The sequence below is a fragment of the Sphingomonas koreensis genome (assembly GCF_002797435.1).
Lineage (GTDB): Bacteria > Pseudomonadota > Alphaproteobacteria > Sphingomonadales > Sphingomonadaceae > Sphingomonas > Sphingomonas koreensis.
Map to the genome: position 1 here is coordinate 3,966,004 of NZ_PGEN01000001.1, position 15,431 is coordinate 3,981,434.

Sequence of the window (15,431 nt, forward strand, 5' to 3'; positions counted from 1 at the left end):
CATCCGCGTCGAAACGCCCGGAACGGCGGCGCCACGAGATCGATTCCGTTTCTGCGCATCTTGCCGAATCGTTCGGCACGCGCGCGACGGATCGGACGCCCTTTGCGGCAATTCCGATTGGCGGGCACCGTGCGCGAAAATCCCGTGGCGGTCCCGGCGTGGTTCGGCTTAGACTGGCGGGACCCCGCATCAGGCTCGGGAGGGGCGATGAGTATCTACCGGTGGTTCTGGATCTGCGCTGCCGCCGTCGCGACACCCGCATTGGCCCAAGATGCCGATCCGGCCGCACTCGACTATGGCGCTGCGCAGGCGCGGCTGCTTCAGCGATCGGATGCCATCGCCGCGTCGGACGCCAATGTTCGCAGCAAGGAGGCGCAGGAAGGGGCAACGCGCACGCTGACTCGTCCGGATGTGGATTTCGAGGCGCAGCTGCTCGAATATCAGAAGACCCTGTATCTGCCGCTCGGCTCGCTGGCACCGGTGGCGCAGGCGTTCGGGATCCGCGATCCGCTGCGCTTCCAGCAGCGGCGCGACAGCGCCAGGCCGATCGTCACCGCGACGCTGCCGATCTATACCGGCGGGCAGATTTCCGGCACCCAGGCCGGCGCGAAGGCACAGGTCGCGCAGGCGAGGGCGGACCAGGCGCTCGCGGTCGACAATGCGCTCGTTCAGCTGGTGAACGCCTATTACGGGCAGCAGCTGGCGGAGCGGGCGCTGGGGGTACGCCGCGATGTTCTGACCGGTCTCGAGCGCCATGTGTCCGACGCGACGAAACTGGAACGCGAACGGTTCATCAGCCGGGCGCAACGGCTGCAGGCCGAAGTCGCGCGCGACGATGCGGCGCGCGAATATGAAAAGGCGATCGCGGACCTAGCCACGGCGAACGCGGCACTTGCCGGCCTGCTCCGCGCGCCTGCCGGGGTACGACCGATCAGTCCGCTGTTCATTATCTCGCACAGCCTTCCCCCTCTTGCGGTATTCAAGGCGGCGGCGCTCGACCACCACCCGCAGCTTGCCCGGCTGGAGGCGCTCGAGGATCAGGCGGCGGCCGGCGTCACGCTGCAGCAGAGCAAGCTGCGGCCGACGGTCTATGCATTCGGCCAGTATAATTTCGACCGCCGGGATTCGCTGCTCACCGATCCGGACTGGTCCGTCGGGATCGGGGTCAAGTACAAGCTCGCCTCAGGCCTTGGCCGTCGCCAGTCGGTTGAGGCCGCAAGGCAGGTCGCGGAGCAGGCAAGAGCGGGCGTCCGGGAGGCACGGACGCAGCTTGAGATCGGCGTCACCCAAGCCTGGTACGCGGTCGAGGCCGCACGGAAACGTTTCCTGCTTCTCGACGGCGCGGTGGCCTCGTCGCAGGAAAATCTGCGGCTGCAGACCTTGTCCTTCCGCGAGCAGCAGGCGACGTCGCTCGACGTGATCGATGCCGAGCTGGGGCTGGGTCGCGTCCGCGTTCAGCGCGCGCAGGCGGCGAACGAATATGTGCAGGCGCTCGCCCAGTTGCTGAATGTCAGCGGGCAGATGTCGAAGATGCCGGACTATGTCGCACAGGCCGACAAGGTGATCCCATGAACGAAGAGACGCCCGCAGAAGCCGCCAAGCCCGAGCCGCCCCCTCGTAAGGCTGTGGTGCCTGAAAAGCCGGAAGCTGCGCCCGCCCCGGCGACGGAGCCTGATCCCGTACCTGAAGCGGAGCCGGCACAGCGCGATCGGCCTCGCTGGTTGCTCCAGGTCATCGTCATTGCGATCATTGCAGCGCTCGGCACTGGCTTGTGGCTCAGCTACCGGCCCGTGCCCGACCAGATTCAGGGCATGGTCGATGCGCGTGAGTTGCGCGTCACCAGCAAGGTGACCGGGCGAATCGCCGCATTCCATGTCGAGGAAGGCCAGGCGGTGCGTGCAGGGCAGCTGCTCTACACGATCACCAGCCCCGAAGTCGCCGCGAAGGAGCAGCAGGCCGGCGGCGCGCTTGCAGCAGCACAGGCGGTGGAGAGCAAGGCCGAGGAGGGCGCGCGGACCGAGGATATTCGCGCTGCCGAAGCCCAGTGGCGCCGTGCACAGGCTGCGGCTGATCTGGCCGGAGCGACGGCGGCGCGGACTCAGCGGCTGTTCAACGAAGGCGTGATCGCCGGGCAGAAGGCGGACGAGGCGCGCACGAACGCCATCGCCTCCGCCGAAGCGGCCAAGGCCGCGCGCGCGCAATATGACCTGGCGCGTGCAGGTGCGCGGCGGCAGGACAAGGCGGCGGCGGCCGGGCAGGTGCAGCAGGCGCGCGGCGCTGCGGCGGAAGTCGCGGCAGCCGCGGCCGAGACGCGCATCCTTGCGCCATCGGACGGCGAAGTCGGCAAGCGCCTTGCCCAGCCGGGCGAGCTGGTGCCGCAGGGCTTTCCCGTCTTCCTGCTGACCGACGTGGCGCGGCCCTGGGTCACGCTCAACCTGCGCGAGGATCAGCTGCGCGGCCTTGCCCGCGGCGCCGAGATCAGCGGCACGATCCCGGCGCTCGGCCGGCAGCGCGCGCGCTTCCGCGTCGCCTATCTGGCGCCGGCGGGCGATTTCGCCACCTGGCGCGCGACCCGCCAATCTAGCGGGTTCGACGTCAAGAGCTTCGAGATCCGGGTGGTGCCGGTGGCGCCGATCCGCAATCTCAGACCCGGGATGACCGTGCTGTTCGACTGGCCGCAATGAAGCCAGCCGCCGCCTTTGCTGCGGGGTTCCGGCGGGAAGCGCGGTTCCTGCGGCACAGTTTCTGGGACCTGGCGCTGCTGACCTGGGTGCCCCTGCTGTTGCTTGCGGCGGTGGCGATCCAGCTTTCGGCGGGGGTCATGCGCGACCTGCCCATCATCGTCGTCGATCAGGACGGCAGCGGCATCGCGCGCGAGACCGCGCGGCGTCTGGACGCAGCACCTGGCCTTCGCGTCGCCGCGCTCGCGGGCGACATGAAAGAGGCCGAGCGTCTGGTGCGTGCGCGGCATGCCTATGCGGTGGTGCTGATCCCCACCGGGACCGCACGCACCGTGATGCGCGGTGGAACCGCGCGCGTGCTCGCCTTCCACAATGCCAGCTACTCGACCGCGTCGGGGGCCGCGCTGCGCGAGATTGCGGGCGTGGTTCAGGCTTACGCCGCGAAGCTCGCGGCGGAGCAGTCCGCGATCGTCGCCGGGCCCGGCAAGGTCCGCCGCCCGCCGATCGCGGTCCAGTCGCGCATCCTGTTCAACCCGCAGGGAAGCTACGAACTCCAGCTGGTAGCGCTCATTCATCCGGCGCTGCTCCACCTCATCTTCATGGTCGCGGTCGCCGGCGCGCTGGGACGGGAACTGCGCGACGGCACCATCGGCGCGTGGATCGGCGAGACGGGCAAGGGAGAGGCCGCGATGCGGATCGCGGGCAAGATCGCGCCGTACTTCCTGGTCTTCATGGGCTGGGGCGCACTCGCGACCGCCTATCTCGCGCTTGGGCGGGGCTGGCCGGTGACGGGGAGCGTCGCGCTGCTGCTGGCGGGATATGCGGCAATGTACTTCGCCTATGTCGGGGTCGCGTTGCTGTTCGCCGGGCTGACCCTGTCGATGGGTTCGGCGCTGTCACTGACTGGCCTCTATGCCGGTGCCTCCTTCGCCTTTGCCGGGGCGATCTTTCCGATCGAGGCTGCCTCGGCCTTTGCGCAACTGTGGAGCGCCTTGCTTCCCTATACCGCCTTCGCCCAGTTGCTGGCGGAGCAATGGATGATGGGATCGCCGGTGGTGGTCTCGCTGCGGCATCTGCTGGTCATGCTGATCTTCCTCCCCGTCGGCCTCGCCATCGGCCTGCCGCGCTACATCGCCGCCGCGGCACAGCCCGACAGCTGGGGGCGCCGGTGATCTGGCGCGGGTTCGCCGGTGCGTTCCGAACGATCCTGAGCGATCGCAGCGCCCTGCTTCTGCTGATCGGATCGGCGATCCTCTATTCCTTCTTCTATCCCACCGCCTATTCGGGAGAGGTGCCGGAGCGGATGCCGGTGGTCTCGGTCGATCTCGATCATAGCGGATCGAGCCGGTCGCTCACGACCAAGCTCGCGGCGGTTCAGTCGGCTCGGCTCGTCGCGCGGCTGTCCTCGCCCGACGAAGCCGCGAAGTGGATCGCGGATCGTCGCGCCAGCGCTGCGGTGGTTATCCCGGCGGGGTTCGAACAGCGTATCCTGCGCGGCGAGCAGGGCAATGTCGCGCTATACGGTAACGGGGCCTATCTGTTGCGCAGCAGCACCGCGCTGGCCGGGGTGGGCAGCGCGATTGGCGCCTTTGGATTGGAGGCGGCGACCGGCCAGGCGATGGCGCTGGGTGCCCCTGCGCCGCCGCCGCTCGCATTGATCCAGCGGCCGCTGTTCAACACGCGCGAAGGCTATGGCAGCACGATCTTTCCCGGCGTGGCCTTTCTGATCATCCATCAGACACTGCTGATGGGGCTCGCGCTGCTGGCGGGCACGATCCGCGAACGGCACGGCATGCGGCGGCTGGCGCCAGCAACGCTGCTGGGTGTCGCGCTTGCCTTCTTCGTGATCGGCTGCGCCGACGTTGCCTATTTCACCGGCTTCGTCTTCTGGTTTCAGGACTATCCCCGGGCGCAGGGCAATATCGGTGTCTTGCTGGTGTCGGCGGCTGCGTTCATCGCCGCGACGGTGGCGGGGGCGCTTGCCTTGGCAAGTTTCTTCCGCACGCGCGAGCGGCCGATCCAGCTATGGATCGTCACCTCCGTTCCGATCTTCTTCCTGTCCGGTCTGTCCTGGCCGGTGGAGGCGACGCCGGACTGGCTCGCGATGCTCGGCCGCCTGCTTCCGACGACACCGGGCATCCATCTGATGGTCGGGGTCAACCAGATGGGGGCGTCGCTCACCGAGCAATGGCCGGAGCTGGTCAATCTCCTGGGGCTGACCCTGCTCTACGGAACGATCGCGTTCCTGCGCCTTGGCCGTTGGGGACGGCGCGAGGCCGAAAAGGGCGGGCCAGACAGCAGATAACCGGTTAGTCGCAATGAGCGAGTGCCCTGGACGATTTGTCCAAGACAATCTGTCCAATGGGATCGCCGCCCGGTTCGATCCAGGGATTGACCGGCACCCGAAGCCCGGCGCATTCCAGGCGGGCAAGGGCATGAGGTTGGATTTCATGTTCGAGGGCTTTGACCCGATCCTGCTGGCGCGGATCCAGTTTGCGTTCACCGTCAGCTTCCACTTCGTCTTCCCCGCCTTCTCGATCGGGCTGGCGAGCTACCTTGCGGTGCTGGAAGGGCTTTGGCTCAAGACCGGCAAGCAGCTCTATCTCGACCTGTTCAAATTCTGGGTGAAGATCTTCGCCGTCGCATTCGCGATGGGTGTCGTGTCCGGGATCGTCATGTCCTATCAGTTCGGGACCAACTGGGCGGTATTCTCCGACAAGGCTGGGCCGATCATCGGGCCGCTGATGGCCTATGAGGTGCTGACCGCCTTCTTCCTCGAGGCCGGCTTCCTCGGCGTGATGCTGTTCGGGATGAACAAGGTGGGCCGGGGACTGCACTTCGCCTCCACCCTCGCGGTCTCGATCGGCACGCTGATCTCCGCCACCTGGATCCTCTCGGCGAACAGCTGGATGCACACGCCGGTCGGGTTCGAGATCAACGCGGCGGGCCAGTTCGTCCCGTCGGGCAGCTGGTGGACGATCGTGTTCAACCCGAGCTTCCCCTATCGCCTAGCCCACACGGTCATCGCCGCCTATCTTACCACCGCGTTCGTCGTCGGCGCGGTCGGGGCGTGGCATCTGCTCAAGGATCGCGCCGATCCGCATGCGCGGAAAATGTTCTCGATGGCGATGTGGATGGCGGCGATCGTCGCGCCGGTTCAGATCGTCGCAGGCGACATGCATGGTCTCAACACGCTTGAGCATCAGCCGGCCAAGGTGATGGCGATGGAGGGCCACTATCAGAGCCACCCGGACGGCGCGCCGCTGATCCTGTTCGGCATCCCCAATTCGGCCGAAAAGCGCGTCGACTATGCCGTCGAGATTCCCAAGGCTTCGTCGCTGATCCTGAAGCATGATGCGAACGCGCCGCTCGCCGGGCTCGACACGGTCGCACCACAAGACCAGCCGCCGGTCGGCATCGTCTTCTGGTCGTTCCGCATCATGGTGGGCATGGGCATGGCGATGCTCTGCATCGGACTGTGGAGTCTGTTCGCGCGCTTCCGCAAGCGGCTGTACGACTGGCCGCTGCTGCACCGCGCTGCGCTGGTGATGGGGCCATCCGGCTTCGTCGCGGTGCTGGCAGGATGGGTGACCACCGAGGTCGGGCGTCAGCCCTTCACCGTCTATGGCTTCCTGCGCACCGCCCATAGCGCGTCACCGTTGGAAGCGCCCGCAGTGGGCGCATCGTTGATCGCCTTCGTTCTGGTCTATTTCGCGGTGTTCGGCTTCGGCACCTGGTACATCCTCAAGCTGATGGCCAAGGGCGCGCATCGCGGCGAGGACGCCATCGACGTGGACGCACCGATCCGCACCGCCGGCATCACCCCCGGACCCGCACAGCGCCCGGAGGGCAAGCAATGAACGCCGTCGATTTCGACCTCGCGACGGTGTGGGCGTTCATCATCGCCTTTGCGGTCTTCGCATACATCGTCATGGACGGGTTCGACCTCGGGATCGGTATCCTCTTTCCGACCTTCAAGGTCGGGCAGGAGCGCGATACCGCGATGAATTCGATCGCGCCGGTGTGGGACGGCAACGAAACCTGGCTGGTGCTGGGCGGCGGCGGGCTGATGGCGGCATTTCCGCTGGCCTATGGCGTGGTGATGACCGCGCTTTACCCGCCGATCATCGCGATGGTGCTGGGGCTGGTGTTTCGCGGCGTCGCGTTCGAGGCGCGCTGGCGCGATCCTGATCACCGGCGCTGGTGGGACATCGCCTTTGCCGGCGGATCGATCGTCGCATCCTTCTGTCAGGGCGTCACGCTCGGCGCGATGCTTCAGGGTATCGCGATCGAGAACCGCGTCTATGCGGGCGGCTGGCTCGACTGGCTGACCCCGTTCAGCCTGCTGACCGGCGCCGGCGTGGTATGCGGCTATGCGCTGCTCGGTGCGACCTGGCTGATCTGGAAGACCGACGGCAGCATACAGGAGCGCGCCTTCCGCCTCGCCAAGCCCGCCGGCATCGCGACGCTGGCGGTGATCGGGCTGGTCAGCCTCGCGACGCTCAATCTCGATTATGCTTATCGCGAGAAGTGGCTCGGTTATCCGGCGGTGCTGCTGACCGCTCAGGTGCCGCTGCTCACCGCGATCATCGCCTTCGCCTTCTACCGCTCGATCCGCAAGCGGCGCGAGGCGCGGCCTTTCTTCCTCGCGCTGGCGCTGTTCCTGATGAGCTTCATCGGTCTCGGCATCAGCATGTATCCCTATATCGTGCCGGATCACCTCACGATCTGGGAGGCCGCGGCGCCCGCATCGAGCCAATGGTTCATGCTGGTCGGTGCGGTGGTACTGATCCCGATCATCCTCAGCTACACGGCCTTTTCCTACTGGGTTTTCCGCGGGAAGGTGACCGCAGAGGGATATCATTGACGATGGACGGCGAGGACGCAGGTCCCTGGTGGAAGCGAGTCGCCTGGCTGGTGGCGATCTGGGCGATGAGCCTCGCCGTGCTGGGCGCGGTCGCATTCGTCATCCGCTTCTGGCTCAGGGCCTGAGCCAGATTGCTGCGCGCGGCAATCGATGCGACGATGCCTCCGCCTGGATGGAGTCGGATCGTGGCGGACGGTAAAGCGAGATACGCCCCCTACAACAGTCCTGCGGGGGGATGGGGGGCCGCCGCAGCGACCGCCAAGGTGTTGCTCGAACAGAGTGTGGTGACCAAGGGCTCGCGCGCCTTGCTGGCGATGAACCAGCCGGGCGGATTCAAATGCCCGAGCTGCGCCTTCCCCGATGCCGATTGCACGAAGAAGTTGGAGTTCTGCGAGAACGGCGCCAAGGCGCTGGCGCACGAGGCGACCAAGTTCCGCGTTACTCGCGACTTCTTCGCGCAGCACAGCGTGACCGAGCTTAACGAGAAGTCCGACTACTGGCTCGAGATGCAGGGCCGGCTGACCGAGCCGATGCGCTACGACGCGGCAAGCGACCGCTATGTCCCCATCGCATGGGACGATGCCTTTGCGACGATCGGCCGGCACCTGCGCGCACTCGACAGCCCGGACCATGCGGAGTTTTACACCTCGGGCCGGACGCCCAACGAGGCGGCGTTCCTCTATTCGATCTTCGTGCGGGAGTTCGGGACCAACAATTTCCCCGATTGCTCCAACATGTGCCACGAGCCGACCAGCCGCGGCCTGCCTCCGGCGATCGGCGTGGGCAAGGGGACTGTGGTGCTCGAGGATTTCGAGCATGCCGAGGCGATCTTCGTGATCGGGCAGAATACCGGCACCAACTCGCCGCGGATGATGACCAACCTGGTCGAGGCGCGCAAACGCGGCGTGCCGATCGTCGCGGTCAACCCGATGCCGGAACGCGCATTGATCCGCTTCACCGAACCGCAGGACATCGTCCAGATGGCGACGTTCGGCTCGACGCCGATCGCGAGCGAGTTCGTGCACATCCGCATCGGCGGCGACCTGGCGCTGATCAAGGGCATGATGAAGGTCATGTTCGAGCGCGAGGCGGCGGGCGAGACCATCCTCGACCATGACTTCCTGAGCGAGCACACCGTCGGGATGGAGTCGATCCGCGATGAGGTCGTCTCGCTCGACTGGGCCGATATCGTCCGCGTCTCCGGGATCGACGAGGCGCAGATCCGGCGCTGTGCGGAAATCTACATCCGTTCGAAGGCGACGATCATCTGCTACGGCATGGGTATTACCCAGCATCGCGAGGGATCGAGGCTGGTCCGCCAGATCGCGAACCTGCTGCTGTTGCGCGGTAATTTCGGCAAGCCGGGCGCTGGCATCTCGCCGATCCGCGGCCACTCCAACGTTCAGGGCGACCGTACCGTCGGGATCGACGAGAAACCGTCACAGGCCTATCTCGACCGGGTCCGCGACGTGTTCGGCTTCGAGCCGCCGCGCGAATACGGCCACCACACGGTCGAGGCGGTCGAGGCGATGCATCGCGGGACCGCCAAGGTGTTCATTGCACTCGGCGGCAACTTCGTCCGCGCCATCCCCGACACCGAGCGCTCCTATGCGGCGATGCGCAAGCTCGACCTGACTGTCGCGATTACGACCAAGCTCAACCGCGGGCACCTGATCCATGGCAAGGAGGCGTTGCTGCTGCCGGTAGTCGCGCGATCCGAACGGATCGAGACCGAAGCCGGCGAGCAGTTCGTGACGATCGAGGATTCGATGTCGAACGTCACCGCGTCGCGCGGCGTGCTCGCACCCGCCAGCCCCGATCTGCTGCCCGAGGTCGAGATCGTCTGCCGCATGGCGATGGCGACCTTGCCGGACAGCAAGGTACCGTGGGCGAGCTACATCGCGGACTATGGCCCGATCCGCGACAAGATCGCTGAAGTCTATCCCGCGATCTACACCGATTTCTCGAAGCGTATCGAGAACCCCGCGGGGTTCCACCTCGACATCCCGCCACGCCGGCGCGTGTGGCCGACCCCGAACGGCAAGGCCAATTTCCTGCCGCTGCCGGGCCTCGAAGTGAACGACGTGATCGACGATCCGGCGATGCTGCGGCTCGCGACGGTCCGCTCCCACGATCAGTTCAACACCACCATCTACAGCTACAACGACCGCTATCGCGGCGTGTACAATGATCGCATGGTGCTGTTCATGAGCGCCGAGGATCGTGCGGCGCGCGGGCTTGAGGCGGGCGCGCGCATCGCGCTGGAGACGATCGCGCGCGACGGGGTCACCCGCCGGGTCGAGGGGCTGACGGTGATCGACTATCCGATGTCGCGCGGCGCGGTGGCGGGCTATTATCCGGAGCTCAACCCGCTACTGCCGCTTGATTATTATGACGAGATCAGCGGGACACCGACGGCGAAGTCGATCCCGGTCAAGGTCGTCGCGGCGTGACGGTCCTTGAGGCCGCACCGGCATAGAGAATGGCGGGGAAACAGCAGACCATGACCGGACAGACCTGGGAACGCGTTCCAATCGATGCGCAGAGCGTCGAGGCGCCGTTGTCGAGCGCGGCGGTATTCCTGGTGGTCGATGTCGCGGAGGGGGAAACCGCACTGGCCAGCGTGCGCGGGCAACTGGCGGCGATCGACGACCTGATCAAGACGGTCGGGTTCCGCGACCTGTCCGGACGCCTGTCCTGTGTCGTCGGCATCGGGCACGGGCTGTGGGTGCGGCTGGGCGCGGCCTCGCTCCCCGCCGAGCTCCACCCGTTCAGGCCGGTGCAGGGCCCGGTGCACGCAGCGCCGGCGACGCCGGGGGACATCCTGTTCCACATCCGGGCCGAGCGTGCCGATCTGTGCTTCGAGTTCGAGCGCCTGCTGCTTGCGGCTTTGGGTGATGCCGTGCGCGTCGTCGATGAAGTAACTGGCTTCCGATATTTCGATGCGCGCGACCTGCTCGGCTTCGTCGATGGCACCGCTAATCCGGCGGGCAACGACATTCCGCTCGCGGCGCTGGTGGGCGATGAGGATCCCGATTTCGCGGGCGGCAGCTATGTCGTGGTGCAGAAATATCTGCACGACCTCGCCGCATGGAATGCCGTGCCCACCGGCGAGCAGGAAGCGATCGTCGGTCGCACCAAGATCGACAATGTCGAGATCGACGACGACGATGCCCCGCGCAAGTCGCACAAATCGCTCGCGACGATCGAGGACGAGCATGGCGAGGAGCTCGACATCCTGCGCGACAACATGCCGTTCGGGAGCCCCGGGCGCGGCGAGTTCGGGACCTATTTCATCGGCTATTCGCGCCGCCTGTGGGTGATCGAGAGGATGCTCGAACGGATGTTCGTGGGCGATCCGCCGGGCAGCTACGACCGGCTGCTGGACTTTTCGACGGCAACGACCGGCACCGTCTTCTTTGCGCCGTCGCGCCGCGTACTGACGGGGTTGTGCGGCGGCTAGCCGGGCTGGTCAGCGGCGGCTCAGCATATCCAGATCGTTGCGCGAATTGAGGTTGACCGGCGCCGGATGGTCCAGCGCCGTCGCGCCGACGGTGCGGGCCCAGCCCCGGACCGAGCGATCGGCGGCCTGATCGAGATAGGCATCGAGCCGAACCGCCAGATCGCCAGGCCAGCATGCCAGCACGGGCAGCGAAGCCAGATAGGCCGGTGCCGGGGCCGAAATCAGGGCGGCGAGCAGATCGCTGCCGATATAGGGGGTATCGCACGGCACCGTCAGAACCTTCGCGAAGCCATTGTCCGCCGCGTAGCGGAGCGCCGCATTGATCCCGCCGAGCGGGCCGAGCGCGGAGCGGGGCCGATCCGGCACGGCTTGCAGGCCCGGATAGGCGCGCCCGCAAACGATCATGCCGTCGACTTCGCCCGATATCGCCCTCGCGACGTGCTCGATGAGTGTGCGTCCTTCGAGCAGCGCAATCGCCTTGTCGCTTCCGAAGCGCGAGGACTGCCCTCCGGCGAGGATCGCACCGAGAATCATACGCGCGCCGCCAGCAGCGCGTCGGGGCGGACGAGCACATGGAGGGTCAGGCCCGCTTCGCGTGCCCGGCGCAGTGCCAGGTCCGTCGGTGCGGAGATCGTCGCCAGCATCGGGCACCCGGAGATCGCGGCTTTCTCGACCAGCTCGTACGAGCAGCGTGACGAGAGCAGGGCGAACCCGCCATCCCATCCGGCCCCGGCGTGCAGCATCGCACCGATCAGCTTGTCGAAGGCGTTATGCCGGCCGACATCTTCCCGCACCGCGAGGATCGTGCCGTCGAACGCGCACTGCGCGGCGGCGTGGACGCTTCCGGTCGCGCGGTTGAGCGGCTGGTGCACGGAGAGCGCCGCAGCCGCTGCGAAGACCGCATCGGCTGAGCCCGACCAGCGCTCGGCGACACGCGGGAGCGGGCGCATGGCCTGTTCGATGTTCTCGATACCGCACAGGCCGCACGATGAATCGGTCGTGCGATGCCGCACCCGCTCGAAGAGGCGATCGGACAGATGCGCGACAAGCGTCGTGCGGACGATGAACCCGCCTTCGACCGGGTGGACCTCCAGGTCGAGGATGTCGCATGCGCGGTCGATCAGGCGCTCGCTCAACGCGAAGCCGCGGGCGAGATCCTCCAGATCCGCCGGCGTCGCCATGAGCGTCGCGTAGCCGATGCCGTTGAACTCGAGTGCGACCGGCACTTCCTGAGCCAGAAGACGATCCACCGCCTGGTGCTTGCCGGAGGGATCGATCCGTTCGAACCCGCGCATTTCCTGCATCTCGCTCACTCGATTCCGCTCCCGCGCGCCTTGATCCCGCGGCACGCGCCCCGGACCATAGCCGCGCCGACGACGCCGGACAAAGTCGCGCTATCGCTCCCGGATCAAACGGGATTTCGCCACGATCAGGACGGTGGCGGTCATGCGCCCGCCAAGGCGGCATGGACCTCGATGCTGGCGGCCAGCCATGCGCGGCGGGCTTCCGCGCCGGCTTCCTCGGCCTCGACCAGCGCGCGTTCGGCTTCGATCTGGTCGATCCGGCTCGCCGTACCGCGGGCGAAGCGGTCACCGACCAGTTTCAGCCGTTCCCGTGCATGTCCGACGGCGGCGCCCGCCGGTGCCTGGCGATCCTGCGCGGACATGAACGCAGCAAGCGCTGTCGCGAGCGAACGCTGCGCCCCGATCATCGTCTTCAGATACAGAGCTTCTGCCTCGGCAGCCTCGGCGGCGGCCCTGTCCGCGCGTGCGCGGGACTTGCCGCCGTCGAAGATCGCACCTTCGAGCCGGATACCGGGCACGAGGCTGAAGCCGGGATTGCTGAGGAAGCTGGAGAGCGTCTGGTTGCCGCCCTGGCCGCCGATACTGAGCGCGATCCGCGGGCGGGCGTTGCGGATCTCCGCAAGGCGCTGCGAGTCCGCGGCGGCCAGCCGCGCCTCGGCGGCTTTGATATCGGGACGGGTATCGAGCTGCTCGAGCGTCAGCGTTGCGGGCCGGTAGAGCTGGAGCGCGTCGAGCCCTTGCGGCGCGTCGAAACGAGCGGTTGGGCCGAGCCCGGCGAGTGCGACCAGGCGCAGGCGGATCGTCTCGCGATCGCTTGCAGCGGTCAGCCTCTCGTCGGCAAGCCGCGCAAGCGCGGTCTCACGGGCCAGCAGTTCGTCGCGCGTGGCATAGCCGGCCGCGATGCGCCGGCCGGCAAGGGCATGGCCTTCGCGCTCCATCGCCTCGCGCCGGGCGATGCGGGCCAGCTTGTCGTCAGTGGCGACGAGCGCAAGCCAGCTGCGTGCCAGATCGGCGGCGAGCAGGGCGCGGGCCGCCTCCACATCGTGGCCCGCCGCTCGCGCTTCGGCACGCGCGGAATCGACCGCAGCGCGCACGCTGCCCCAGAGATCGGGCGTCCAGCTCGCGGTCACACCCAGATCGACTCCCCGCGAATGGCGCTCCGCACCGGTGAGCGTTGTTTGCCATCCGGCAGAGGCCTCGACCCCAGGCTGGTTCCCGCCGCGCTGGACGCTGATCGCCGCGTCACGCGCCGCTGCCCGGGCGAGCGCGGCCTTCACGTCGAGCGATCCGAGATCGGCGCGATCGAGAAGCGCGGCGAAGGCCGGGTCGCCCAGATCATAATGCCAGCTGCGCGGGGTCGCGGGCTGGAGATCGGCGGCGCGGACGATTCGCCCTGCGCCCGCCGCATCGGGAAAGCTCGCGCATGCGGGGAGGGCGAGCGCCGCTCCCGTCAGTAGCAGGAGGGTGGCAGCGCGGCTCATTTGAGCACCTGGACCTGGACACGCTGCCCGATGCGAAGCGCCTGGCTGTCGCGGACGCTGACGACCATTTCGATCACTCGCATATCCTGGCGTTCGTTGGGATCGTCATTGGCGAGCTTGCGCGCACCGAACACTTCGCCCAGCCGCAAGACCTGGCCGGCAAAGGCCTGCTTGCCGTCATAGTCCAGCAGGATCCGCGCCCGCTGGCCGGGGCGGACGTTGCTGACGAACTGTTCGTCGAGCTCGGCGCGGACGATGCGGTCGCTTTCGGGGGCGAGCAAGAACAATTCGGTCACGTTGAAGGTGGAGGCGCCGTCGCCGGGCTTCGCCGAGCGGCGGACGATGCGGCCGTCAAGCGGCGCTCGGATCCGGCGTGCTTCGATCTCGAACAGTTCGCGCTTGAGCTTCTCCCGCGCCACCGCGATTGCGGCCGCGGCCGTGGCCAGTTCGCCGCGCTGGACGCGTGCCTCGTCACGCGCCTTGTCGGCGTCCTGCACCGGAACCGCCTTGGTCGCGGCCAGGTCGGCGAGGCGCTTGGCCTCGCGCTCGGCGGCTTGCAGCCGCGCCGCTGCGATGCCGTGCCGGGCCTGCGCCTCGCCTAAGTCGGCACGTGCCTGTGCCACGCCCAACTCGGCCTGACGGGTATCGATCTGGGCGAGCACTTGCCCCTTCTTTACGCGATCGCCTTCCTCGACGAACACGGCCTGGATCAGGCCTTCGCGCTGGGCGGCGAGGCGGATCACCCCGCCTTCGACGTCGATCTTGCCCTTGGCGATCGCGACGAAGTCGCGCTGAGTCGCAGTGGCGGCGGGAAGCTCGGCCGGATCCCCGCAACCGCTCAACAAGGCAGCGGAAAGGAACATGAGGCCGAAGCTCGGCACGATGGAGCGGTTGGACATGATCAATGGGTCTCGCGTTGAACGGCGGATGTGGGATCGGGGCGCTCGTCGCGGATGATCCGGCCATCCTCCATGTGGATGATGCGATCGGCGAAGCTGAGCAGCCGGGGGTCGTGGGTGACGCACAGGACGGCAGCGCCCTGATTGTGGGCGATGTCGCGCAGCAGGGCGATGACGGCATGGCCATTGTGCGAATCGAGCGCACTGGTCGGCTCGTCGGCGAACAGGATGCGGGGCTGCTTCGCCAGCGCGCGCGCGATCGCGACGCGCTGTTTCTCGCCGCCCGACAGCTCGAACGGCCGCAATCGCATCCGCGGGCCGAGCCCGACCGCCTCGAGCGCAGCGCGGGCGCGCTGCCTTGCCTCAGCGGGCTTCACCTTCATGCACTGGAGCACATAGGCGACCTGTTCTTCGGCGGTGAGCGCGTTGAACAGGTTGAAGCCCTGGAAGACGAAGCCGGTATTCGCCAGACGAAAGGCATCACGCGCACCGGCTTTCATCCGGCAGATCGGGTTGCCGAGTGCGTCGACTTCACCTTGGTCGGGAAGCGTCAGCCCGGAAAGAATGGCGAGGAGCGTACTTTTGCCGCAGCCCGAGGGGCCTACCACCAGCGTCAACTCGCCGGGCATCACCGATACGCTGACGCCGAACAGAATCTGAGTGCGGACCTGGCCCACCGTGTAGGATTTGCTGACTTCGCGGGCGTCGATTGCCGCATCGGCCTTGATCATCATGG

The 15,431-nt window shown here is 67.2% G+C and carries 14 protein-coding genes; 9 read left to right on the plus strand and 5 right to left on the minus strand.

Features of this window, described 5'->3' with window-relative positions; genetic code table 11:
- Positions 1-207 precede the first annotated feature (207 nt).
- The 9 genes from BDW16_RS19045 (at position 208) to BDW16_RS19085 (ending at position 11,011) form a co-directional block, all read left to right on the plus strand.
- On the plus strand, positions 208-1,572 hold the full coding sequence (locus BDW16_RS19045) for a TolC family protein (protein ID WP_066574105.1): 1,365 nt from the start codon (positions 208-210) through the stop codon (positions 1,570-1,572).
- Positions 1,569-2,684 (plus strand): efflux RND transporter periplasmic adaptor subunit, encoded by a 1,116-nt coding sequence (locus tag BDW16_RS19050; protein WP_083954175.1) that lies wholly within the window; start codon positions 1,569-1,571, stop codon positions 2,682-2,684. The genes BDW16_RS19045 and BDW16_RS19050 overlap by 4 nt, the downstream gene beginning before the upstream one ends.
- A complete protein-coding gene (locus tag BDW16_RS19055) occupies positions 2,681-3,853 on the plus strand; it encodes an ABC transporter permease (RefSeq protein WP_066574101.1) in 1,173 nt (390 codons plus the stop codon). The genes BDW16_RS19050 and BDW16_RS19055 overlap by 4 nt, the downstream gene beginning before the upstream one ends.
- The gene (locus BDW16_RS19060) at positions 3,850-4,986 is read left to right on the plus strand and encodes an ABC transporter permease (protein WP_066574099.1); all 1,137 of its coding nucleotides are present in this window, start codon (positions 3,850-3,852) and stop codon (positions 4,984-4,986) included. Before BDW16_RS19055 ends, BDW16_RS19060 begins: the two co-directional genes overlap by 4 nt.
- Before the next feature lie 145 nt (positions 4,987-5,131).
- Positions 5,132-6,541: a cytochrome ubiquinol oxidase subunit I gene (locus tag BDW16_RS19065; protein ID WP_066574952.1), complete on the plus strand. Its 1,410-nt coding sequence runs from the start codon at positions 5,132-5,134 to the stop codon at positions 6,539-6,541.
- The gene (gene cydB / locus BDW16_RS19070; RefSeq protein ID WP_066574096.1) at positions 6,538-7,548 is read left to right on the plus strand and encodes a cytochrome d ubiquinol oxidase subunit II; all 1,011 of its coding nucleotides are present in this window, start codon (positions 6,538-6,540) and stop codon (positions 7,546-7,548) included. The genes BDW16_RS19065 and cydB overlap by 4 nt, the downstream gene beginning before the upstream one ends.
- A 2-nt stretch (positions 7,549-7,550) precedes the next feature.
- Positions 7,551-7,673, plus strand: coding sequence for a DUF2474 family protein (locus BDW16_RS19075; RefSeq protein WP_075152437.1), 123 nt, complete (start codon positions 7,551-7,553; stop codon positions 7,671-7,673).
- 33 nt (positions 7,674-7,706) lie between these two features.
- Positions 7,707-10,001 carry an FdhF/YdeP family oxidoreductase gene (locus BDW16_RS19080; RefSeq protein ID WP_371836682.1) on the plus strand — a complete coding sequence of 765 codons (2,295 nt, stop codon included), beginning with the start codon at positions 7,707-7,709 and terminating at the stop codon, positions 9,999-10,001.
- Positions 10,002-10,051: 50 nt separating this feature from the next.
- Complete coding sequence (locus tag BDW16_RS19085) at positions 10,052-11,011, plus strand: Dyp-type peroxidase (protein WP_066574094.1); 960 nt, start codon at positions 10,052-10,054, stop codon at positions 11,009-11,011.
- Positions 11,012-11,020: 9 nt separating this feature from the next.
- Here the strand turns inward: BDW16_RS19085 and mobA are convergent, their stop codons facing one another.
- The 5 genes from mobA to BDW16_RS19110 all read right to left on the minus strand — a co-directional run bounded on the left by mobA (position 11,021) and on the right by BDW16_RS19110 (position 15,429).
- Entirely contained in the window at positions 11,021-11,545 is a 525-nt protein-coding gene (mobA, locus tag BDW16_RS19090; RefSeq protein WP_066574092.1) for a molybdenum cofactor guanylyltransferase, read from the minus strand.
- Positions 11,542-12,315 carry a formate dehydrogenase accessory sulfurtransferase FdhD gene (fdhD, locus tag BDW16_RS19095; RefSeq protein ID WP_100362890.1) on the minus strand — a complete coding sequence of 258 codons (774 nt, stop codon included), beginning with the start codon at positions 12,313-12,315 and terminating at the stop codon, positions 11,542-11,544. The genes mobA and fdhD overlap by 4 nt, the downstream gene beginning before the upstream one ends.
- Positions 12,316-12,455: 140 nt before the next feature.
- Positions 12,456-13,796, minus strand: a complete 1,341-nt coding sequence (locus BDW16_RS19100) for a TolC family protein (RefSeq protein WP_066574082.1) — start codon at positions 13,794-13,796, stop codon at positions 12,456-12,458.
- Positions 13,793-14,695, minus strand: a complete 903-nt coding sequence (locus tag BDW16_RS19105) for an efflux RND transporter periplasmic adaptor subunit (protein WP_066574079.1) — start codon at positions 14,693-14,695, stop codon at positions 13,793-13,795. The genes BDW16_RS19100 and BDW16_RS19105 overlap by 4 nt, the downstream gene beginning before the upstream one ends.
- A gap of 2 nt (positions 14,696-14,697) precedes the next feature.
- Entirely contained in the window at positions 14,698-15,429 is a 732-nt protein-coding gene (locus tag BDW16_RS19110) for an ABC transporter ATP-binding protein (RefSeq protein WP_066574078.1), read from the minus strand.
- Positions 15,430-15,431: the final 2 nt, after the last annotated feature.

Excerpts from the sequence above, each read along its gene's own strand:
- BDW16_RS19065 (WP_066574952.1), top strand. The coding sequence starts at position 5,132 with ATGTTCGAGGGCTTTGACCCGATCCTGCTGGCGCGGATCCAGTTTGCG.
- BDW16_RS19055 (WP_066574101.1), top strand. The coding sequence starts at position 2,681 with ATGAAGCCAGCCGCCGCCTTTGCTGCGGGGTTCCGGCGGGAAGCGCGG.
- BDW16_RS19105 (WP_066574079.1), bottom strand. The coding sequence starts at position 14,695 with ATGTCCAACCGCTCCATCGTGCCGAGCTTCGGCCTCATGTTCCTTTCC.
- fdhD (WP_100362890.1), bottom strand. The coding sequence starts at position 12,315 with ATGCAGGAAATGCGCGGGTTCGAACGGATCGATCCCTCCGGCAAGCAC.
- BDW16_RS19045 (WP_066574105.1), top strand. The coding sequence starts at position 208 with ATGAGTATCTACCGGTGGTTCTGGATCTGCGCTGCCGCCGTCGCGACA.
- BDW16_RS19085 (WP_066574094.1), top strand. The coding sequence starts at position 10,052 with ATGACCGGACAGACCTGGGAACGCGTTCCAATCGATGCGCAGAGCGTC.
- BDW16_RS19110 (WP_066574078.1), bottom strand. The coding sequence starts at position 15,429 with ATGATGATCAAGGCCGATGCGGCAATCGACGCCCGCGAAGTCAGCAAA.
- mobA (WP_066574092.1), bottom strand. The coding sequence starts at position 11,545 with ATGATTCTCGGTGCGATCCTCGCCGGAGGGCAGTCCTCGCGCTTCGGA.
- cydB (WP_066574096.1), top strand. The coding sequence starts at position 6,538 with ATGAACGCCGTCGATTTCGACCTCGCGACGGTGTGGGCGTTCATCATC.
- BDW16_RS19075 (WP_075152437.1), top strand. The coding sequence starts at position 7,551 with ATGGACGGCGAGGACGCAGGTCCCTGGTGGAAGCGAGTCGCCTGGCTG.
- BDW16_RS19080 (WP_371836682.1), top strand. The coding sequence starts at position 7,707 with ATGCCTCCGCCTGGATGGAGTCGGATCGTGGCGGACGGTAAAGCGAGA.
- BDW16_RS19050 (WP_083954175.1), top strand. The coding sequence starts at position 1,569 with ATGAACGAAGAGACGCCCGCAGAAGCCGCCAAGCCCGAGCCGCCCCCT.
- BDW16_RS19100 (WP_066574082.1), bottom strand. The coding sequence starts at position 13,796 with ATGAGCCGCGCTGCCACCCTCCTGCTACTGACGGGAGCGGCGCTCGCC.